This is a genomic window from Pseudomonas protegens CHA0, assembly GCF_000397205.1.
GTDB classification, from domain to species: Bacteria; Pseudomonadota; Gammaproteobacteria; order Pseudomonadales; family Pseudomonadaceae; genus Aquipseudomonas; species Aquipseudomonas protegens.
Genome location: NC_021237.1, coordinates 1,190,011 through 1,208,394 on the forward strand (window position 1 = coordinate 1,190,011; position 18,384 = coordinate 1,208,394).

The window sequence follows — 18,384 nt, forward strand, 5'->3', positions numbered from 1 at the left end:
CCCTGAGTTGGAAATGACAGGATGGTCACGGTCTTACTGCGCAATATCGATTTGAACCTGCTGGTGGTGCTTGATGCCCTGCTGACAGAAAAACATGTCACCCGCACGGCCTTGCGCCTGCACTTGAGCCAGCCGGCCATCAGCCACTCGTTGAGCAAGTTGCGCGGGTTGCTGGATGACCCGATCCTGATTCGCCGGGGCAGCGAACTGGTGCTCAGTTCCCTGGCCCAGAACATCCAGCAGCCGCTGCGGGAAATCCTCGGCCAGATCGAAACCCTGTTCGGCAAGTCCATCGACTTCGACCCCGCCAGTTCCCAGCGCATCTTCACCCTGGCGATGTCCGACTACGGCGCCGCGCTGGTGCTGCCCAACCTGATGGTGCGCTTGCGCCGCGATGCGCCGAACACCACCTTGGTGGTGACCCAGGACACCCGGCACGGAATGTTCGAGCAGGTTTCCCAGGGCAAGATCGACCTGGCCCTGGGGGTGTTTCCCAACCTGTCCGGCGACATTTCCACCGAGGTACTGTTCGAGGAAACCTTCTCCTGCCTCCTCGATCGACGCACATTGCCGGCCGACGGCACGCTGGACCTGGACAGCTACCTGGCCCGGCCACACATCCTGGTGTCGATGGATGGCAGCGCCAACGGCGAGGTGGACAGCCTGCTGCGCGACGAAGGGCTGCAGCGGCGGATAGCCGTGAGCGTGCCCCATTGGCGCACTGCCCCCAGCATGATTCACAACACCGACCTGATTCTCACGGTGGCCACTCGCACCCTGGACGAAGCGCTGCTTAACCAGGACCTGATCCAGCTGCGACCGCCGTTGCCGATTCCGCCGTTTCCCTTCGTGCAGATCTGGCATCAGCGTTTCGACAATGAACCGGCCCATGTCTGGTTGCGTGAGCAGGTCAAGCAGGTGGTCGCTCATAGCGCGCTCGGCGGCTGAGCCGGCCGCAGGCGCAGACGCAGGTCCGGCCCCAGCTGGCTGACGTCATACAGGGCAAAGTCCAGGGCCTCCTCCAGGCGGTCGAAGCACGGCAGGTGCACCAGCGGCCGGGCCAGATCCCCCAGCAGGCGCGGAGCCACGTACAACAGCAACTCATCCACCAGATGCGCCTTGAGCAGGTTGCCGGCCAGTGTCGGGCCGGCTTCCACCAGCAGGTCGTGCAGGCCGCGCTGGCTGAGGTTGTGCAGCAACTGCTCAAGGTGCAGGCCCTGGTCGTCCCCGGGCAGCGCCATGACCTGCTCGCTGTCGCTGCTGGCCAGCGGGCACTCCCGGTGCACCACGTGCAGGCTCGGCGCCTGGTCGTTGAACACCCGCGCCGTGGCGGGCACCCGGCCCTGGCTGTCGAGCACCACACGTACTGGCGCCAGGGCCTCCGGGGAGGACAGCTGGCGTACCGTGAGCAGTGGGTCGTCCGCCAGGACGGTACCGCTGCCGGTGAGGATCGCCGAGCTGCGGGCCCGCCAATACTGCACGTCGGCCCGGGCCCGGGTGCTGGTGATCCACTTCGAGCGCCCATTGTCCAGGGCCGTGCGCCCGTCCAGGCTCATGCCCATTTTCAGTTGCACCCAGGGCCGCTGGCGCCGCACCGTGGACAGAAAGCCGCGGTTCAACTCCTGGGCCGCCGATTCCAGCAGGCCGACCCGCACCTCGATTCCGGCGTTACGCAGTTGGGCGATGCCCTGGCCGTTGACCTGTTCGAACGGGTCCTGATGGGCCACCACCACGCTGTGCACGCCGCTGTCGATCAGGGCCTGATGGCAGGCACCGGTGCGTCCGACATGGCTGCAGGGTTCCATGGTCACGTAGGCGGTGGCACCCCGCGCCAGGCCACCGGCCTGGCGCAGGGCGAACACCTCGGCGTGGGGCCCGCCGGCCCGCCGATGCCAGCCTTCGCCGACCACTTGCGAGCCATGGGCGATCACGCAACCTACCCGCGGATTGGGCCAGGTGGAGTGGCTGCCCCGTTCTGCCAGGGACAGGGCGTGCTGCATGTGCTGGAAGTCGACTTCGCTGAAGTAGGTCATGGGCGCGCCGACTGGACAGCGGCCGGGGGCGTGATCGGGTAGATCCGGCCGTCGTAGGCGCTGGCCAGGAAACCTTCGCCGCTGGCGTCATGGATCAGGCAGGAAATGCCGCTGGCGGTGGGTTTCTCCACGCTGGCCCAGACGCGCTTTTTCAGATCGAAGACGGCCACGGTGCCGCCGTAGCTGCCGGTGGCGATCATCGAGCGGTCGCGGGAGATGGCGATGCACTTGATCGAGTGGCTGTGGGGCGTGTCGAACACCTCGCTGGCACCATCGCGCCACAGGCGCAGTTTCAGGTCGCGACCGATGCTGGCGAAGCCGCCCTGGATCTGCGTGCAGCCGTTGGAGATCCGCTCGTGGGCCTTGTCCAGGTAGGTTTCCAGGCCGAAGTCGGCAATCCGGAAGAAGGCCGCGGCTGCGGTGGCGCACACGCTGAAAATGTAGGTTTCATCGGCGGCGATGCCTTTGATGGCGTTCTCATGCATGCGCACCTGGGTGACGAAGCGCGGCTGCTGCTGGTCCAGGCAGAAGATCAGCGCTTCGCCGGTGTAGGTGCCGATGGCTGCGTGCAAGGCACCGTCCTTGATGAAGGTGGTGCCGCAGTTCAGGGGCGAGCGGTGCTGGTACAGGGTGGCGCCGGTGCGGGCGTCGAACACCGTGCCCATCTGGCCGCCGGTCAACACACTGTCGCCAAAGGGCAGGAGGAAGTTGCACAGGCTGCCGGCCTTGATGCTGGGTTGGCCGTTGATGTGCAGGATGCCGGCGTCGCCGATGCTGTAGACGTCTTCGCCGACCACCGCCACGGCGTTGAGGCTGACCGCCGGTTCGATGCCGCTGAGGTCCCAGGTCTGGGTGGCGAAATCCCAGGTGGCATAGCGTGAGCCGAAGGTGACGAAGGCGATGCGATGGCTGCCCAGCAGCGCGCAACTGCGTGGCCAGATGATGCTCGGCAGGGAGGTTTCCGCGGTCTTGACCAGGGTGCCGTCCTGCTTGAGGTGCCAGAGCATGACCGAGCGGTCGTAGCTGAGGCTGATCAGCAGGCGCTGGCTGTCGTCCCAGATGATGCGCTTGATCCCGGCGCTGTGGGCGGGCTGCAGCAGGGTGCCGCGGGGGCTGATGATGGAGATCTTGCCTTCGTCGTCGCCGGCGAAAATGATGCCCTCGCGGGACAGGGCCACGGTGTCGGTTTCCACGCCGCCCAGGTCGATGGTTTCCAGCTGTTGCCCGGTATTGGCATCCCAGCGCCGGATCGAACCGTCATCGCTGCTCGACACCAGGGTCTGGCCATCGGCCGACCAGCACACCGAGATCACGTCGGCGGTGTGGCCGTGGAGGATCCGCAGGGTCTGGCCGCTGAGGTTGAACAGGCGGATGCTGTGGTCCCGGGAACAGGTGGCGATGGTCTGGCCGTCCGGGGAGAAGGCGGCCATCTCGATGTCGTCGTCATGGCCGATGAGCACGGTCTTCAGGCGCAGGGACGGCACTTCCCAGACCCGCGCGGTGTAGTCGCTGCTGGCGCTTACCAGCAGCGTGCCGGCGGCGTTGAATGCGCACTGGTTGGCCAGGTGATCGTGAAGGACCCGCTGGATCGGGGTCCGGGTCCTGGCATCCCAGAGGATCACCTGGTTGTCGTAGCCGGCGGTGGCGACGTAGGTGTCCTTGAACGTGGCGATGCCGCTGATGGGCCCGAAATGTCTCATGATTATTGTCCTTAATAATGCGTTGGCGGATGACGGGCAGCCGTCCCCCGGCCCGCGGGCTCCGGGGGAGGCAGGCTCTTCTATTTGATGAGATCGATGAGGTGGTGCTTCTTGTCTTTCTTGGCTTGCAGGTAGTGGCTGTTGTGCCGGGTGAGGAAGACCCCGGTGGGGATGGTGCTGTCCACGATGATGCCGTTGTCCTTCAGGGCCTGGACCTTGTCCGGGTTGTTGGTGATCAGGCGGCAGTGCTGCACGCCCAGGGCCTTGAGCATCCTGGCGGCCATGGAGAAGTCCCGGCCGTCCTCGGGGAAGTTCAAGTGGCTGTTGGCTTCGAAGGTGTCCATGCCGCCGTCTTGCAGGCGGTAGGCATCCAGCTTGGCGTACAGGCCGATGCCCCGGCCTTCCTGGCGCAGGTAGATGAGGTAGCCGCCTTCTTCCTGCATGCGCGAGATGGACTCGCTCAGTTGCGGGCCGCAATCGCAGCGCTGGGAGTTGAAGACATCGCCGGTCAGGCATTCGGAATGAATGCGCACCAGGGGGCTGTGTTCGCTGGCGGGGCCCAGCTTGATCAGGATGTGTTCATGGGCCGCTTCCAGGCCGCTGAAACTGTAGAAAGTGCCGGGGGTGGGCGAGTCGTTCAGGGGGATGTCGACCTGGTTTCTGATGCTGAGTGTGTTCATGGAAATCCCTTCCGTTCTTTGACGTTGAACGTGTAATTGTTTGGTTGCAAAAGTAGAAATGCCGGGTCAGAGGCTCTCGGCGAGCCTGAAGCCCATCACGTAGATCTCCCTGGGGTATTTGCCGTGTCGACGGCAGTTGCGGGTCAAGTCGCGAAAGCGTGTGAAGCTGCCGCCGCGGGCAATCCGGTGGGTGCCGACCACGGTCACCAGGTCGTCGATGACGGCGTTGCCGCCGGGGTAGGGGGCGTAGTCATCGGCCACGTATTCTTCGACGTTTCCGGCCATGTCCATGCAGCCGAAGGGCGATGCGCCCTCGGGCAGGGCACCTACCGGGGTGGTGGCGAACAGGCCCATTTCCGCGGTGTTGGCGTGCAGGGGCAGAAACTGGTCGCCCCAGGGGTATTCGAGGTTTTCATGGCCGGCGGCGGCAAACTCCCATTCCGCTTCGCTGGGCAGGCGGAACGAGCGACCGGTACGGGCCGCCAGCCACTGGCAGTAGACGTCGGCATCGCCGGCGCTCAGGCCATAGACCGGATGGTTGGCGCGTTCGCTGGGGAACTGGCCGAAAAGCCAGTTGCCGGGGATGGCGGGGTACTGCGAATCCTCCAGGAATGCCCGGTATTCCAGGTTGGTTACCGGGTACTTGCCAATGGCGTAGGGCTTGAGCTCCACCTGGTGGCGCGGGGCCTCCTTCTCGATCCAGCTGCGGTCCAGCCCCAGGCCCTGCATGTGCTGCAGCACCTGGTCGATGGCCGACTCCTCCAGGCCGATCTCGACCTGGCCGCCTTCGATGGTGATCATCGGCGGGTTGAGTACATCCAGGCGTGGGTCCATGGTCTGTGCCAGCAGCCGTGCCGAGGCCAGACGCCATGACAGGGGAGCGTCAGGGTTTTCCACCCCCAGGGCCAACTGCTCCGCCGATTTGTCGGACAACTGCCGCCAGACTGCCAGGGGCAGCGAAAGCTCGATGCCTGGCTGAAAGTGTTCCGCGAGGCCCATCAATTGCCTGTCGGTCATTTCGGCTGTCAGGGGGCCGTCGAACACTGGCCAGTGAGCAAAACCCTTGGAATTCATAGTACTTCTTGTCCTGCATCTGGTTGAGGGGAGAGGGGCGGTCACAGGGTGCAGATCAGCCCGGTTTGCAGGCAGTTGCGCTCGAAATCGTCCCAGTAGCCGACGGGATGCTTGGCACGATTGGCGACGGAGATGATTGGCTTCTGCCACTGCAGCTTGGAGAAGCCGGCCTTGAGGATGGCGTGCTCGTAGGTGTCGCGGCTCCAGCGGTGGAAGGTGAAGGCGCTGGGCGGTTGGGTAACGAACTCGGCGTGATGGCGGAAGCCACCGGCATGGGCTTCTTCGCTGAGTACGTGGACGCCGTACTTGGTGAAGTTGCCGCGTTGCAACTCGAAGCCCGGGTCCACGGTGTAGGCGATGAGTTTGCCGCCGGGGACCATGTTCCTGGCCACGACCTTGAACATCTTTTCCAGCTCTTGTGGCGATTGCGCGTAATTGAACAGCCAGGCCGCAGTGACGCGGTCGAAGTGCCCCAGTACGCCCATGTCGCAGACGTTGGCGACGTGATACTCGATGGCCTCCTGGTTGCGCGCCGATTCCTTGCGTGCCAGTTCGATCATCGATGAGGAAATATCTACCCCGACCACCTTGCTGGCGCCCTGGTGGTAAAGCTCGCGGCCGAAGTAGCCGAAGCCGCAGGCCAGGTCCAGGACGGATTTGCCTTGGATGGCTCCCACCATATGGAAGAAGGTTTCGGTTTCTACCGAGCGTTGCGAGGCGGTGTCGGTAAAGTCTTCAAAGCGTTCACCGATGGAGTCATAAGTTGCAGCTTGACTGGTCATTGTTCACCTATCTGGTCGGCTGAGTGTTATTAACTTTCCGATGAGGAAATAGTTGGGCAGGTTGTTTCTGGTTGTTATCGGTTGTTGCGTTGTTCTTATGGCTAGCCGCGAGTGGTAATGATGAATCCACCAATGACGACTAATACGCCAATGAGTTTTTGCATGCTTATTGTTTGGCGTGGAAGACCGACCAAACCGAAATAGTCGATGAGCAAGGAAATGATCAGTTGTCCGACAATCACTGTCATGATGAAGTTGAGGGCCCCTAGGCGTGGCGCCATCAGTAGGGCGACGGTGATGTAGAACACACCGGCAATCCCGCCCATCCAGATCCACCAGGGGCCTTCCTGAGCGGCTGCGAAGTTGGGGCGAGGAACTTTAATAAAGATTATTACAGCAATAAGTGCCAGTAGGCTGACAAGTAGTGATACCCCGGTGGCCCATAGTGGATGGCCTAATAGGTGTCCAAGTCTTGAATTGGTTCCTGCTTGTAGTGGTACTGCGAAACCGGCCAGGAGGCTTAGGAGGATTGATATTAGAAATGCCATGTTTTTTCGTTTCCTTTTTCCGGGAAGTTGTACTTTTATTAATATAATGGCGCCAATTCTTTGTTCTTATGCTGGGTATTCGCCACGCTGATCGTCCTCTGGGACCCTGGGCCAGACAGGCCGGCTGACCATCTCGGGCAGGATTGTTTTCCCCCGGGGGGCGGGGCTGCAGGGTGCGGAAAACTGACCCGCGGGTTTACAATCGCCGCCACCAGATCAGGAGTAACGCCGTGCTGACTCATCTCGATTCCCAGGGGCGCGCCAATATGGTCGACGTCACCGACAAGGCCGTGACCTTTCGCGAGGCGGTGGCCGAAGCGCGGGTGCGCATGCTCCCGCAAACCCTGCAGATGATCGTCAGCGGCGGTCACCCCAAGGGCGATGTATTCGCCGTGGCGCGCATCGCCGGGATCCAGGCGGCAAAGAAAACCAGTGACCTGATCCCCCTGTGCCATCCGTTGATGCTTACCAGTGTCAAGGTCGAGCTCAGTGCCGAAGGCGAGGACTGCGTGCACATCGTTGCGCGTTGCAAGCTATCGGGGCAGACCGGGGTGGAAATGGAGGCGCTGACCGCCGCCAGCGTCGCCGCGCTGACCATCTATGACATGTGCAAGGCGGTGGACCGGGGCATGACCATCGACAGCGTTCGGGTGCTGGAGAAGCTCGGCGGCAAGAGCGGCCATTACCAGGCGGATCAGGCATGAAGATCTCGGTGAAGTTTTTCGCTCGCTACCGCGAGGCCCTGGGCATTGACGGGCTGGAGATCGAAGGCGTGTTCCAGCAGGTCGAGGATGTGCGCCAGGCGTTGCTGTCCCGGGACGGGGCCGAGGTATTGGCCGAGCAGAACCTGATGTGCGCCCGCAATGAAGAGCTGTGCCAGCTGGACGAACCCCTGGAAGACGGCGACGAAGTGGCGTTTTTTCCCACGGTGACCGGAGGTTGAGATGGCGATTCGAGTGCAGTCAGCAGCGTTCGATCCCGGGGCTGAAGTCAACGCCATGCACGCCGCGGATACCGGGGTGGGTGCGGTGGTCAGCTTTGTCGGCTACGTGCGCGATTTCAACGATGGGCAGGATGTCCACGGCATGTTTCTTGAGCACTACCCGGGCATGACCGAAAAGGCCCTGGGCAAGATCGCCGCCGAAGCCGAGCAGCGCTGGCCGCTGTTGCAACTGGAAGTGCTGCACCGCATCGGCGCCCTGGAGCCGGGCGAGCCCATTGTGTTTGTCGGTGCGGCCAGTGCCCATCGCCAGGCTGCGTTCGATGCCTGTGCCTTTGTCATGGATTACCTGAAGACCCGGGCGCCTTTCTGGAAGAAGGAAAACACCGCCGACGGCCCGCGCTGGGTCGAAGGTCGCGACAGCGACCATGCGGCGGCCGCGCGCTGGAAAGACTGATCCCCTGATACTTGCCGGCGGCACCTGAGCCCGCCGCAATCCAACCTGCAATCGACTACGACTGTTCCCGCCGAACGCTGGGGATAAGTCGTTGCGCGCGTCGTTGACGATATGTACGTAAAAGTCCAGTATGGATTAACAAGTACAAATAAAGCGTCGCCTGTTTCTCCTCTTCCTTCTGTCTTGCCAAACCAACAACAACCCGCGAGAGAACGAACATGAAAAAACTCCCCCTGATCAGTGGCCTGGCCTTGAGCCTGTTGGCGTGCAGCAGCCTGTTCGCGGCCGAAAAGACCCTGCGCCTGGGCATCGAGGCGGCGTACCCGCCATTTGCCTTCAAGACCGCCGAGGGCAAGATCGGTGGTTTCGACTACGACATCGGCAATGCCCTGTGCGCGCAGATGCAGGTCAAGTGCGAGTGGATCGAGGGCGAGTTCGACGGCCTGATTCCTTCGCTGAAGGTGAAGAAGATCGACGCTGCGCTGTCCTCCATGACCATTACCGCCGAGCGCCGCAAATCCGTGGATTTCACCCACAAGTACTACTTCACGTCGTCGCGCCTGGTGATGAAGAAGGGCGCCGAGGTGGACGACCAGTACGCCAGCCTCAAGGGCAAGACCGTGGGCGTGCAGCGCTCCACCACCACCGACCGCTATGCCACGGAGGTGTTCGAGCCCAAGGGCATCAAGGTGGTGCGCTACAGCAACAACGAGGAGATCTACATGGACCTGGCGGCCGGGCGCCTGGACGCGATCTTTGCCGACAGCATTCCGCTGGCCGACTTTCTGTCGATGCCCCGGGGGGCCGACTACGCCTTTGTCGGGCCTGAGCTCAAAGATCCGAAGTACGTCGGCGAGGGCGCCGGGATTGCCGTGCGCAAGGGCAACAGTGAACTGGTGGGCGAGTTGAACAGGGCCATCGATGATATTCGGGCCAATGGTGAATATCAGAAGATCCAGGCCAAGTACTTCAAGTCGGATATCTATGGGGATTGAGACATTGTGGCGTTCTTGAGGACGCCTTCGCGAGCGAGCTCGCTCCTACAGGTGTTGTGCAATTCCGCGTAGGAGCGAGCTTGCTCGTGAACCTTTATTGTCCCTTCAATTCCTTCAGGTGCTTGTACACCGTCGCCCGGCCCATGTTCAGCACGTTGGCCACGTAGTTGGAGGCGCTCTTGCCCTTGAAGGCGCCCTCGGCGTGCAGCGCCAGCACCAGTTCGCGCTTGTGATCGCGGGTCAGCAGGTTCAGCCCCAGCTGGCGCTCGCGCAGCCAGTTGTGCAGGAAGGTGTTGATCCGCTCCTGCCAGTCATCGCGAAACAGCGAGTCGGGCTGGGGAATCAGTTTGCTCGGCGACAGAAACAGGTCCAGCGCCGCCTTGGCGTTTTCGAACAGCGAGATGTTCAGGTTGATGCACAGCACCGCCTGGGGCTGGCCTTGGCTGTCGCGCAGCACGCTGCTGAGGCTGCGGATCTTCTGTCCGTCCCAGTTGAGTTTTTCATAGGGGCCGATGTTGCGTTCGTCGCGGTCGCCGCTGAGCAGGTCTTCCAGGGCTGCGTCGTCGCCCACTTCGCGTTTGGACAGGTTGTTGGCGATGTAGTCGATCTTCTGTGTACGCAGGTCGTGGAGCACCACCTCGGCATGGGGGAAGAACAGGGTGGCAATGGCATCGGCAATCGCCCGGAAATTGTCCAGGGCAGGGTCCTTTGCAGGTGAGGTCATGGTCGTACTCCAGGCAGCTTCAGCGCCCGCCGGCAGCGGGCGCTGGGAGTGTGCCGCAATCGTTGGGGGCGCCTCAACCGGTGGTTCGGTCGAGGCGGGCCGGGGAGAGCATGGCAGGCGTGAGGCCGAAGCGGGTCAGGTGTTCCGGCAAGGGGGCACCTCGCACCAGGGCGGCGCTGGCCTGGCCCATGGCCGGCGAGGTCTGGATACCGTAGCCGCCCTGGCCTGCAACCCAGAACAGCCCCGGAACCTGCAGGTCGAAACCGGCCAGCAGATCGCCGTCGCTGACAAAGCTGCGCAGCCCGGCCCAGGTCCGGGTCGGACGACGGATGCTCAGGGTGGTGGCTTCTTCGATCTGGTGGATACCCAGGGCAATGTCCAGTTCTTCGGGTTGCACATCGTGGGGTTCAACCGGATCGGCATTGGCCGGTGAGCCGAGGAACATGCCGGCGTCGGGCTTCATGTAGAAGGATTCATCCAGGCTCACCAGCATTGGCCAGTGGTGAAAGTCCAGGCCTTCGGCGGCGGCGAAGATGAAAGCCGCGCGGCGCTTGGGCTGCAGGCCCAGGGCGCGGGCTCCGGCCATTGTGCCGATGTGGTCGGCCCAGGCCCCGGCGGCATTGATCAACACCGGCGCACTGAACGCCTGAGCGGCCGTTCGCACCTGCCACTGCCCTTGGCTGTCGCGCTCGATCCCCAGCACTTCATGGTCGGTGCAGACCTGGCCCTGGTTGCGGCGGATGCCCCGCAGGTAGCCCTGGTGCAGGGCGTCGGTGTCGATATCGCTGGCGCTGGGGTCGTAGAGCGCGCCATGGACCTTTTCCCGGCGCAGGATCGGCAGGCGCGCGCAGGCTTCGTCGGCGCTCAGCAGTTGCATCTCCGGCACCGTGGCCCTGGCGCTCAGGTACTGGATGTTCAGCTCGGCCGGATCACCGTTGAAGTCCACGGTCATTTCACCCCGCGGGGTCAGCAGCGGGTGCTCGCAGAAACCCTGCGGCGGGTGGTCGAAGAAGGCCCGGCTGGCCAGGGTCAGGGCGCGCACCTGGGCGGTGCCGTAGGCGGCGGTATAGAGCGCCGCGGAGCGGCCGGTGGAGTGATAGGCGGGATGGGATTCACGTTCCAGCACAACCACCCGGCCATGGGGCGACAGCCAGTAGCCGGTGGACGCTCCGGCGATACCGCCGCCAATGATGATGAAATCTGCCTGGATCATTCGAAGCTCCGCAATAGGGGCGAGCAGCAGTGGTTACTGCGGGCGCCGCAGGTGGTACAGGGCATTGGCCAGGGCGATGTCTTCCAGGCCCAGGCCGATGGAACGGAAGAACACCGGGCGTTCGGCATCCGGGAGCGGGGCCTGTTCGCTGAGCAACTCCGGCAGGTCGCCGAGAATCGCCGCACTGTCCCAGCCGTGCTGTTCGCCGGCGATCAGCATTTCACCGGCGCAGCCCGGTGTGGTGCGCCGGTAGTCGCAGTAGACCTGCATCTGTGCCAGGGCCGCGGGTGGCACTTCGTGGGCCCGTGGCGCATTGGTGCTGATGGAGGTGATCAGCGCCGGCTTGCCGAGGCTGCTCGGATCCAGCACGGGGCCGGCGGACGAGGTGCAGAGCATGATCACGTCGGCGCCCTCGGTGGCGTCCTCAAGCCGGGCCACCAGTTGCAAGCGCGGGTCGAGGGCTTGCAGGCGGGCAAGCTCTGCGGCGGGCTTGTTCGCCAGGCTCGGGGAGTAGAGGCGGATGCTCTGCCAGGGGCGCAGGTCCTGCACATAGCGCAAGTGCGCCTGGGCCACCGCGCCGCTACCGATGATTGCCAGGTGCCGGGTTGTGGGGGGCGCCAGGGCGTCGACCGCGACCGCTGTGGTGGCCGCGGTACGGGCGGTGGTCAGTTCGGCGGCGTCGCACAGCAGCAACGGCTGGCCGCTGTCCATGGACATCAGCAACGTCCAGGCGGTGACCAGCGCGCCTTGGGTACGGACGATGTAGGGCGAGGTCTTGACCCCGTACACCCGGTCTTCGGCCAGCACCCCCAGGTAATTGATGAAGTCGCCGGCCCCCTGGGGAAACTCCACCAGTTGCTGCGCCGGTTGCACGGCGAGCCCGGCAGCCAGGTCGCGGAACAGTTTGCGCAGGATCTGCGGCACGTCGATGCGTTCGAGCAATTGACGGGCCTCGGGGCGGGCAATCACGTAAGGCGTGCTGGACATGCAAGGGCTCCCAGGATTTAAACTAATTTGTCTATTATGGACTTTTAGTTTTGGCGGGCAATATCCAAGCGAAAAAAAACGCAGCCTGTGGTCGGGCTGCGTTTCTTCAGGTTGCCGGGGCGCTGCGGGAGCGCCGGCCGTCAGGCTTGCGGGCGCTTGCGCTCCACCGGGCGCAGCAGTTCGGCGGGCGGCATCTCGCAGCTGATCTTGCGGCCCAGCAGGGCTTCGATCGATGGCAGCTGGTAGGAGTCGTCTTCGCCGGCGAAGCTGATGGATACGCCGTCGGCACCGGCGCGACCGGTCCGGCCGATGCGGTGCACGTAGTCGTCCGGCACTTCCGGCAGGGTGAAGTTGATCACGTGGCTGATGCCGTCGATGTGGATGCCGCGGCCGGCCACGTCGGTGGCTACCAGGACCCGGATCTTGCCTTCGCGGAAGCCTTCCAGGGTCTTGATCCGCTTGTGCTGCGGCACGTCGCCGGACAGCTGGGCGGCGTTCACCCCATCGCGTACCAGGCGTTCCTCGATGCGTCGCACTTCATCCTTGCGGTTGGCGAAGACCATCACCCGTTCCCAGCCGTTGTCGGTGACCAGGTTGTACAGCAGTTTGTACTTGTCGGCGCCGGCCACGGCATAGATGTGCTGTTCGACGTTGGCGTTGGCGACGTTCTCGGCTTCGATCTCGACGATGGCCGGGTCGGTGGTCCATTGCTTGGCCAGGTTCATCACGTCTTCGGTGAAGGTGGCGGAGAACAGCAGGGTCTGGCGCTCGCTCTTGGGGGGCGTCTGGCGAATGATCTGCCGTACCTGCGGGATGAAGCCCATGTCGAGCATGCGGTCGGCTTCGTCCAGCACCATCACTTCGACCATGTCCAGGTGCACGTCGCCGCGCTGATTGAAGTCCAGCAGGCGGCCCGGGGTGGCGACCAGGATGTCGCAGTGGCGCGCTTCCAGGTGCTTGAGCTGCTTGTCGAAATCCATGCCGCCAACGAAGGTCATGACGTTGAGGCCGGTGTACTTGGTCAGCGCCGCGGCGTCCTTGGCGATCTGTACCACCAGCTCCCGGGTCGGAGCGATGATCAGCGCCCGTGGTTCGCCCATGTAGCGCTCCTTGGGCGGCGGGGTCTGCAGCAGCTGGGTGATGATCGACACCAGGAATGCGGCGGTCTTGCCGGTACCGGTCTGGGCCCGGCCGATGGCGTCCTTGCCCGCCAGGGTATAGCCCAGCACCTGGGCCTGGATTGGCGTGCAATAGGGAAAGCCCAGGTCCTGGATGGCGTGCATCAGTTCCGGAGCGAGCTTGAAGTCGTGGAAGCGGGTCTTGCCTTCCTGGGGTTCGACCACGAAGTCTTCGAGTTTCCAGGTGCTGACCGGCGGTTTCGGCGCGCGCGGGCGACGCGGCTGCTCAGCTTTGGGTTGCTCGGCCTTGGGCTTCTCTTGGCGTGGGGCTTTGGGAGCGGAAGGGGTGGCCGGTGTGTTCACCGGTTCTTTTTTAGCTGCGGTAGCGGGTGCGCTCCGTTCCGGCTGACGGCCGTCATGACGGCTGCTGGAACTGGGGGAGGGGGCACTGGGGCTTGGCGCGAGCGGCTCAGCCTCGCTTTTACCGAAGATTTTCTTGAGTGCTTTGAGCACGGTCATCTCATCAATTGGTTAAGGAATGTACGCCGGCCAGTGTAATGCAAGAAGCGGGCGCGGCGTAGTCTGTTGCTCGCCGGGGGCACGGCGCGCGGATTTTCTAGCGCAAGCGCTCGCTCAGCCAGGTGCCGATGTCGCGGATTTCCTCTGGTAACACCTCGTGTTCCATTGGGTATTCCTGCCATGTCACGGTGACACCATGCTGCTTCAGGTACTCATAAGCGGTACGGCCCATGGCGTTCTGTACCACTTCGTCGTACTGGCCGTGCAGGCAAAGCACCGGAATCCGCTGTTGGCTGGCCGATAGTTGCAGTTCATCGCTGAAGGTCGGGGCATAGGTGGACAGGGCAAGTACGCCACCCAATGGACCCTGCCATTTGAGGAAGGCGGTGTGCAGTACAACGGCGCCACCCTGGGAGAAACCGGCGAGGAAAATTCGCGATGCGTCTATTCCGCTGGTGCGTTGTTCTTCGATCAGTCTGATGACCTCGTCAGACGATTCCTCGAGCTGTTCACGGCTGATGGCGCGGGCCGGGTTCATGGCCAGAATGTCGTACCAGCTGGGCATGGCATATCCGCCATTGATGGTCACTGCCCGGGTCGGCGCCTGGGGCAATACGAAGCGCGTGCTCAGCAGGGTTTCCTGCAGCATCTCGGCTACCGGCAGGAAGTCGTAACGGTCCGCTCCCAGGCCGTGAAGCCAGATCACACAGGCATCTGCGGGCTTGCTGGGCTGAAGAATCAAGGGCTCGGTCATGGCTGCTCCATTTGTGTGCGTGCGCGCTGATTGAGTGCGTGAGTGAAGGGCGCGCCCGGTTGATCGGTGAAGAAGATGTCGCACGGTTGAACGTTTTACTGTTGACCACTGGCTGAAACGCTTTAGCCGGGACTGTGGTACGGGCTTTGCTATGGCTCAGAAAGAGGAGTCCAGGTGAAAGCCCTGTCCGCCGGCGGTAACACTAACAGGCTACCGCAGGCGATGGGATAGCCAGCCTCCTCTGATGAAGGTTCGCCACTGGCCGCTACGGGCTTTGCGAACTGCGAAGGGCTACAGCCCGTTCGGCCGATTGGTGAGATGTAGGCCCCCTATTACGTGGATTTCTCCTACTAGACTCATAGCTAAGGTCTTACGCCGCTTGACCCCATAAAAAAGCCGACACGGGTCAACAGCGCCTCATGAGGGTGCGGCAGGACTCAAGCTCCGACACAACAAGAGCAAAATTGGAGGTTTGAATGAAGATGTTGAAATCCACCCTGGCTGCCGTCACGGCAGCAACGGTGCTGGGTATGAGCGGTTTCGCACAGGCGGGTGCGACCCTCGATGCAGTACAGAAGAAAGGATTCGTGCAATGCGGCGTCAGTGACGGTTTGCCGGGCTTCTCGGTACCGGATGCCACCGGCAAGATCCTCGGCATCGATGCCGACGTTTGCCGCGCGGTGGCGGCTGCGGTGTTCGGCGATGCGACCAAGGTCAAGTTCAGCCAGTTGAACGCCAAGGAGCGCTTCACTGCGCTGCAGTCCGGCGAGATCGACGTGCTGTCGCGCAACACCACCTGGACCAGTTCCCGCGATGCGGGCATGGGCCTGGTGTTCGCCGGCGTCACCTATTACGACGGGATCGGTTTCCTGGTGAACAAAAAACTGGGCGTAAAAAGCGCCAAAGAGCTGGACGGTGCGACTATCTGTATTCAAGCCGGTACTACTACCGAACTGAACGTGTCGGACTACTTCCGCGGCAATGGTCTGAAATACACCCCGATCACTTTCGATACCTCTGACGAAAGCGCCAAGTCCCTGGAGTCCGGGCGTTGCGACGTACTGACCTCCGACAAATCCCAGCTCTACGCACAGCGCAGCAAGCTGGCAACCCCTACCGACTATGTCGTTCTGCCGGAAACCATCTCCAAGGAGCCCCTGGGCCCGGTGGTGCGCAAGGGCGACGAAGAGTGGTTCAGCATCGTCAAGTGGACCCTGTTCGCCATGCTCAACGCCGAAGAGGCGGGCGTCACCTCGAAGAACGTCGAGGCTGAAGCCAAATCCACCAAGAACCCTGATGTTGCACGTCTGCTGGGCGCGGACGGTGAATACGGCAAAGACCTGAAGCTGCCGAAGGACTGGGTGGTGCAGATCGTCAAGCAAGTAGGTAACTACGGTGAAGTGTTCGAGAAAAACCTCGGCAAGAGCACGCCACTGGCCATCGACCGCGGCCTGAACGCGCTGTGGAACAACGGCGGCATCCAATACGCACCACCTGTGCGCTGATGGTTCTATCACCCGGCGGGCCAACCGCCGGGTGATGTTCTGTTCCATTATTCCTGGGGCACTTCATGCAAAATACAATCGGCGCACCCAAGCAGAGGCTTAGCCTCAGCGACCCGCGTGTGCGCGCCTGGCTGTTCCAGATCATCACCCTGGTGGCGGTGGTTTCGCTGGGCTGGTTTCTGTTCGACAACACGCAAACCAACCTCCAGCACCGAGGGATCACCTCGGGTTTCGACTTTCTCGAGCGCAGCGCCGGGTTCGGCATCGCGCAACACCTGATTGCCTACACCGAAGCGGACAGTTATGCCCGGGTGTTCGTCATCGGCCTGCTCAACACCCTGCTGGTGACCTTTATCGGGGTGATCCTCGCGACCCTGCTGGGGTTCATCATCGGTGTGGCGCGGCTATCGCCGAACTGGATCATCAGCAAGCTGGCGACGGTGTATGTGGAAGTGTTCCGCAACATTCCGCCGCTGCTGCAGATCCTGTTCTGGTACTTCGCGGTATTCCTGACCATGCCGGGGCCGCGCAACAGCCACAACTTTGGCGATATGTTCTTTGTCAGCAGCCGCGGCCTGAACATGCCGGCGGCGCAGATGGCCCCCGGTTTCTGGGCGTTTGTCGCAAGCCTGGTCCTGGCCATCGGCACCATCGCGCTGATGTGCCGCTGGGCCAACCGGCGCTTTGAAGCCACCGGCGTGCCTTTTCACAAGTTCTGGAGCGGCCTGGGCCTGCTGTTGGTGATTCCCGCGTTGTGCACGCTGATCTTCGGCTCGCCGGTGCACTGGGAGATGCCGAAGCTGGCGGGGTTCAATTTCGTCGGCGGCTGGGTACTGATTCCCGAGCTGCTGGCCCTGACCCTGGCCCTGACTGTCTACACCGCGGCGTTCATCGCCGAGATCGTGCGGTCCGGGATCAAGTCGGTGAGCCACGGCCAGACCGAGGCGGCCCGCTCCCTGGGGCTGCGCAACGGCCCGACCCTGCGCAAGGTGATCATTCCCCAGGCCCTGCGAGTGATCATTCCGCCGCTGACCAGCCAATACCTGAACCTGGCGAAGAACTCTTCCCTGGCCGCGGGTATCGGCTACCCGGAAATGGTTTCGCTGTTCGCCGGCACGGTGCTCAACCAGACCGGCCAGGCCATTGAAGTCATTGCCATCACCATGAGCGTGTACCTGGCGATCAGCATCAGCATTTCCCTGCTGATGAACTGGTACAACAAGCGCATTGCGCTGATCGAGCGGTGAGGAAGCGCCCATGACGACTCATACCTTCAAGCCCGATATGCCGCCGCCCAGCCGCAGTATCGGCGTGCTGGCGTGGATGCGCGCCAACATGTTCTCCAACTGGCTCAATACCCTGTTGACCCTGTTTGCCTTCTACCTGATCTACCTGGTGGTGCCGCCGCTGCTGCATTGGGCGATTCTCGACGCCAACTGGGTCGGTACCTCTCGCGCCGACTGCACCAGGGGCGGCGCCTGCTGGGTGTTCATCCAGCAGCGCTTCGGCCAGTTCATGTACGGCTACTACCCGGTGGAACTGCGCTGGCGAGTGGACCTGAGCGTGTGGCTGGCGGTGATCGGTGCTGCACCGTTGTTCATCTCGCGCTTCCCGCGCAAGGCGATCTACGGGCTGTGCTTCCTGGTGGGTTACCCGATCATTGCCTACAGCCTGTTGCACGGCGGTTACCTAGGCCTGAGCACGGTGGCCACCAGCCAGTGGGGTGGCCTGATGCTGACCCTGGTGATTGCCACCGTGGGCATCGCCGGGGCACTGCCGCTAGGGATCCTGCTGGCATTGGGAAGGCGCTCCAACCTGCCGGCGATCCGCGTGGTCTGCGTGACCTTCATCGAGTTCTGGCGCGGCGTGCCGCTGATCACCGTGCTGTTCATGTCCTCGGTGATGCTGCCGCTGTTCCTGCCCGAAGGCATGAACTTCGACAAGCTGTTGCGTGCGCTGATCGGGGTGATCCTGTTCCAGTCGGCCTATGTGGCCGAGGTGGTGCGGGGCGGCTTGCAGGCCATTCCCAAGGGCCAGTACGAAGCCGCTGCGGCCATGGGCCTGGGTTATTGGCGGGCCATGGGCCTGGTGATTCTGCCCCAGGCCCTGAAGCTGGTGATTCCCGGCATCGTCAACACCTTCATCGCCCTGTTCAAGGACACCAGCCTGGTGATCATCATCGGCCTGTTCGACCTGCTCAACAGCGTCAAGCAAGCCGCCGCCGACCCCAAATGGCTGGGCATGGCCACCGAAGGCTATGTCTTCGCGGCCCTGGTGTTCTGGATTTTCTGTTTTGGTATGTCCCGCTACTCCATGCACCTGGAGCGTAAGTTGGACACAGGCCACAAGCGTTAG

At 62.8% G+C, this 18,384-nt stretch carries 19 protein-coding genes; 8 read left to right on the forward strand and 11 right to left on the reverse strand.

Features of this window, described 5'->3' with window-relative positions; translation table 11 throughout:
- Nucleotides 1–21: 21 nt before the first annotated feature.
- Nucleotides 22–948, forward strand: a complete 927-nt coding sequence (locus PFLCHA0_RS05245) for a LysR family transcriptional regulator (RefSeq protein WP_011059384.1) — start codon at nucleotides 22–24, stop codon at nucleotides 946–948.
- Here PFLCHA0_RS05245 and ribD read toward each other — a convergent pair.
- From ribD to PFLCHA0_RS05275, 6 genes are all read right to left on the reverse strand, one after another.
- Nucleotides 927–2,033 carry a bifunctional diaminohydroxyphosphoribosylaminopyrimidine deaminase/5-amino-6-(5-phosphoribosylamino)uracil reductase RibD gene (gene ribD, locus PFLCHA0_RS05250; RefSeq protein WP_011059385.1) on the reverse strand — a complete coding sequence of 369 codons (1,107 nt, stop codon included), beginning with the start codon at nucleotides 2,031–2,033 and terminating at the stop codon, nucleotides 927–929. The two genes, PFLCHA0_RS05245 and ribD, sit on opposite strands and share 22 nt — an antisense overlap.
- On the reverse strand, nucleotides 2,030–3,733 hold the full coding sequence (locus PFLCHA0_RS05255; protein ID WP_015634244.1) for a WD40 repeat domain-containing protein: 1,704 nt from the start codon (nucleotides 3,731–3,733) through the stop codon (nucleotides 2,030–2,032). The genes ribD and PFLCHA0_RS05255 overlap by 4 nt, the downstream gene beginning before the upstream one ends.
- An 80-nt stretch (nucleotides 3,734–3,813) precedes the next feature.
- The gene (locus PFLCHA0_RS05260) at nucleotides 3,814–4,413 is read right to left on the reverse strand and encodes a GTP cyclohydrolase II (RefSeq protein WP_011059387.1); all 600 of its coding nucleotides are present in this window, start codon (nucleotides 4,411–4,413) and stop codon (nucleotides 3,814–3,816) included.
- Between the two features lie 66 nt (nucleotides 4,414–4,479).
- On the reverse strand, nucleotides 4,480–5,487 hold the full coding sequence (locus PFLCHA0_RS05265; RefSeq protein WP_015634245.1) for a formylglycine-generating enzyme family protein: 1,008 nt from the start codon (nucleotides 5,485–5,487) through the stop codon (nucleotides 4,480–4,482).
- Nucleotides 5,488–5,528: 41 nt separating this feature from the next.
- On the reverse strand, nucleotides 5,529–6,269 hold the full coding sequence (locus PFLCHA0_RS05270) for a class I SAM-dependent methyltransferase (RefSeq protein WP_015634246.1): 741 nt from the start codon (nucleotides 6,267–6,269) through the stop codon (nucleotides 5,529–5,531).
- Between the two features lie 101 nt (nucleotides 6,270–6,370).
- Nucleotides 6,371–6,817 carry a DMT family transporter gene (locus tag PFLCHA0_RS05275; RefSeq protein WP_011059390.1) on the reverse strand — a complete coding sequence of 149 codons (447 nt, stop codon included), beginning with the start codon at nucleotides 6,815–6,817 and terminating at the stop codon, nucleotides 6,371–6,373.
- 230 nt (nucleotides 6,818–7,047) lie between these two features.
- On the opposite strand from PFLCHA0_RS05275, the gene moaC reads away from it, so the two are divergent.
- The 4 genes from moaC to PFLCHA0_RS05295 all read left to right on the forward strand — a co-directional run bounded on the left by moaC (nucleotide 7,048) and on the right by PFLCHA0_RS05295 (nucleotide 9,209).
- Entirely contained in the window at nucleotides 7,048–7,521 is a 474-nt protein-coding gene (gene moaC / locus PFLCHA0_RS05280) for a cyclic pyranopterin monophosphate synthase MoaC (RefSeq protein ID WP_011059391.1), read from the forward strand.
- On the forward strand, nucleotides 7,518–7,760 hold the full coding sequence (locus tag PFLCHA0_RS05285) for a MoaD/ThiS family protein (RefSeq protein ID WP_011059392.1): 243 nt from the start codon (nucleotides 7,518–7,520) through the stop codon (nucleotides 7,758–7,760). The genes moaC and PFLCHA0_RS05285 overlap by 4 nt, the downstream gene beginning before the upstream one ends.
- Nucleotide 7,761: 1 nt before the next feature.
- Nucleotides 7,762–8,214 (forward strand): molybdopterin synthase catalytic subunit MoaE, encoded by a 453-nt coding sequence (moaE, locus tag PFLCHA0_RS05290; RefSeq protein ID WP_015634248.1) that lies wholly within the window; start codon nucleotides 7,762–7,764, stop codon nucleotides 8,212–8,214.
- 218 nt (nucleotides 8,215–8,432) lie between these two features.
- Entirely contained in the window at nucleotides 8,433–9,209 is a 777-nt protein-coding gene (locus tag PFLCHA0_RS05295; RefSeq protein ID WP_015634249.1) for an ABC transporter substrate-binding protein, read from the forward strand.
- Nucleotides 9,210–9,303: 94 nt separating this feature from the next.
- Here PFLCHA0_RS05295 and PFLCHA0_RS05300 read toward each other — a convergent pair whose 3' ends face one another.
- The 5 genes from PFLCHA0_RS05300 to PFLCHA0_RS05320 all read right to left on the reverse strand — a co-directional run bounded on the left by PFLCHA0_RS05300 (nucleotide 9,304) and on the right by PFLCHA0_RS05320 (nucleotide 14,524).
- The gene (locus tag PFLCHA0_RS05300; RefSeq protein WP_011059395.1) at nucleotides 9,304–9,933 is read right to left on the reverse strand and encodes a helix-turn-helix transcriptional regulator; all 630 of its coding nucleotides are present in this window, start codon (nucleotides 9,931–9,933) and stop codon (nucleotides 9,304–9,306) included.
- A 73-nt stretch (nucleotides 9,934–10,006) separates the two neighbouring features.
- Entirely contained in the window at nucleotides 10,007–11,146 is a 1,140-nt protein-coding gene (locus PFLCHA0_RS05305; protein ID WP_015634250.1) for an NAD(P)/FAD-dependent oxidoreductase, read from the reverse strand.
- Nucleotides 11,147–11,179: 33 nt separating this feature from the next.
- Complete coding sequence (locus PFLCHA0_RS05310; protein ID WP_015634251.1) at nucleotides 11,180–12,133, reverse strand: ornithine cyclodeaminase family protein; 954 nt, start codon at nucleotides 12,131–12,133, stop codon at nucleotides 11,180–11,182.
- Between the two features lie 140 nt (nucleotides 12,134–12,273).
- A complete protein-coding gene (gene rhlB / locus PFLCHA0_RS05315) occupies nucleotides 12,274–13,770 on the reverse strand; it encodes an ATP-dependent RNA helicase RhlB (RefSeq protein ID WP_015634252.1) in 1,497 nt (498 codons plus the stop codon).
- Nucleotides 13,771–13,867: 97 nt separating this feature from the next.
- Nucleotides 13,868–14,524 carry an alpha/beta hydrolase gene (locus tag PFLCHA0_RS05320; protein ID WP_011059398.1) on the reverse strand — a complete coding sequence of 219 codons (657 nt, stop codon included), beginning with the start codon at nucleotides 14,522–14,524 and terminating at the stop codon, nucleotides 13,868–13,870.
- 476 nt (nucleotides 14,525–15,000) lie between these two features.
- Here PFLCHA0_RS05320 and PFLCHA0_RS05325 point away from each other — a divergent pair, with 476 nt between their 5' ends.
- The 3 genes from PFLCHA0_RS05325 (at nucleotide 15,001) to PFLCHA0_RS05335 (ending at nucleotide 18,384) form a co-directional block, all read left to right on the forward strand.
- Nucleotides 15,001–16,029 (forward strand): amino acid ABC transporter substrate-binding protein, encoded by a 1,029-nt coding sequence (locus tag PFLCHA0_RS05325; protein WP_011059399.1) that lies wholly within the window; start codon nucleotides 15,001–15,003, stop codon nucleotides 16,027–16,029.
- Between the two features lie 65 nt (nucleotides 16,030–16,094).
- Complete coding sequence (locus PFLCHA0_RS05330) at nucleotides 16,095–17,276, forward strand: amino acid ABC transporter permease (RefSeq protein ID WP_015634253.1); 1,182 nt, start codon at nucleotides 16,095–16,097, stop codon at nucleotides 17,274–17,276.
- A 10-nt stretch (nucleotides 17,277–17,286) separates the two neighbouring features.
- Nucleotides 17,287–18,384 (forward strand): amino acid ABC transporter permease, encoded by a 1,098-nt coding sequence (locus PFLCHA0_RS05335; RefSeq protein ID WP_011059401.1) that lies wholly within the window; start codon nucleotides 17,287–17,289, stop codon nucleotides 18,382–18,384.

Excerpts from the sequence above, each read along its gene's own strand:
- PFLCHA0_RS05305 (WP_015634250.1), bottom strand. The coding sequence starts at position 11,146 with ATGATCCAGGCAGATTTCATCATCATTGGCGGCGGTATCGCCGGAGCG.
- PFLCHA0_RS05245 (WP_011059384.1), top strand. The coding sequence starts at position 22 with ATGGTCACGGTCTTACTGCGCAATATCGATTTGAACCTGCTGGTGGTG.
- PFLCHA0_RS05275 (WP_011059390.1), bottom strand. The coding sequence starts at position 6,817 with ATGGCATTTCTAATATCAATCCTCCTAAGCCTCCTGGCCGGTTTCGCA.
- rhlB (WP_015634252.1), bottom strand. The coding sequence starts at position 13,770 with ATGACCGTGCTCAAAGCACTCAAGAAAATCTTCGGTAAAAGCGAGGCT.
- PFLCHA0_RS05255 (WP_015634244.1), bottom strand. The coding sequence starts at position 3,733 with ATGAGACATTTCGGGCCCATCAGCGGCATCGCCACGTTCAAGGACACC.
- PFLCHA0_RS05270 (WP_015634246.1), bottom strand. The coding sequence starts at position 6,269 with ATGACCAGTCAAGCTGCAACTTATGACTCCATCGGTGAACGCTTTGAA.
- PFLCHA0_RS05265 (WP_015634245.1), bottom strand. The coding sequence starts at position 5,487 with ATGAATTCCAAGGGTTTTGCTCACTGGCCAGTGTTCGACGGCCCCCTG.
- PFLCHA0_RS05300 (WP_011059395.1), bottom strand. The coding sequence starts at position 9,933 with ATGACCTCACCTGCAAAGGACCCTGCCCTGGACAATTTCCGGGCGATT.
- ribD (WP_011059385.1), bottom strand. The coding sequence starts at position 2,033 with ATGACCTACTTCAGCGAAGTCGACTTCCAGCACATGCAGCACGCCCTG.
- PFLCHA0_RS05260 (WP_011059387.1), bottom strand. The coding sequence starts at position 4,413 with ATGAACACACTCAGCATCAGAAACCAGGTCGACATCCCCCTGAACGAC.
- PFLCHA0_RS05285 (WP_011059392.1), top strand. The coding sequence starts at position 7,518 with ATGAAGATCTCGGTGAAGTTTTTCGCTCGCTACCGCGAGGCCCTGGGC.
- PFLCHA0_RS05325 (WP_011059399.1), top strand. The coding sequence starts at position 15,001 with ATGAAGATGTTGAAATCCACCCTGGCTGCCGTCACGGCAGCAACGGTG.
- PFLCHA0_RS05335 (WP_011059401.1), top strand. The coding sequence starts at position 17,287 with ATGACGACTCATACCTTCAAGCCCGATATGCCGCCGCCCAGCCGCAGT.
- PFLCHA0_RS05295 (WP_015634249.1), top strand. The coding sequence starts at position 8,433 with ATGAAAAAACTCCCCCTGATCAGTGGCCTGGCCTTGAGCCTGTTGGCG.
- PFLCHA0_RS05320 (WP_011059398.1), bottom strand. The coding sequence starts at position 14,524 with ATGACCGAGCCCTTGATTCTTCAGCCCAGCAAGCCCGCAGATGCCTGT.
- moaE (WP_015634248.1), top strand. The coding sequence starts at position 7,762 with ATGGCGATTCGAGTGCAGTCAGCAGCGTTCGATCCCGGGGCTGAAGTC.
- PFLCHA0_RS05310 (WP_015634251.1), bottom strand. The coding sequence starts at position 12,133 with ATGTCCAGCACGCCTTACGTGATTGCCCGCCCCGAGGCCCGTCAATTG.
- PFLCHA0_RS05330 (WP_015634253.1), top strand. The coding sequence starts at position 16,095 with ATGCAAAATACAATCGGCGCACCCAAGCAGAGGCTTAGCCTCAGCGAC.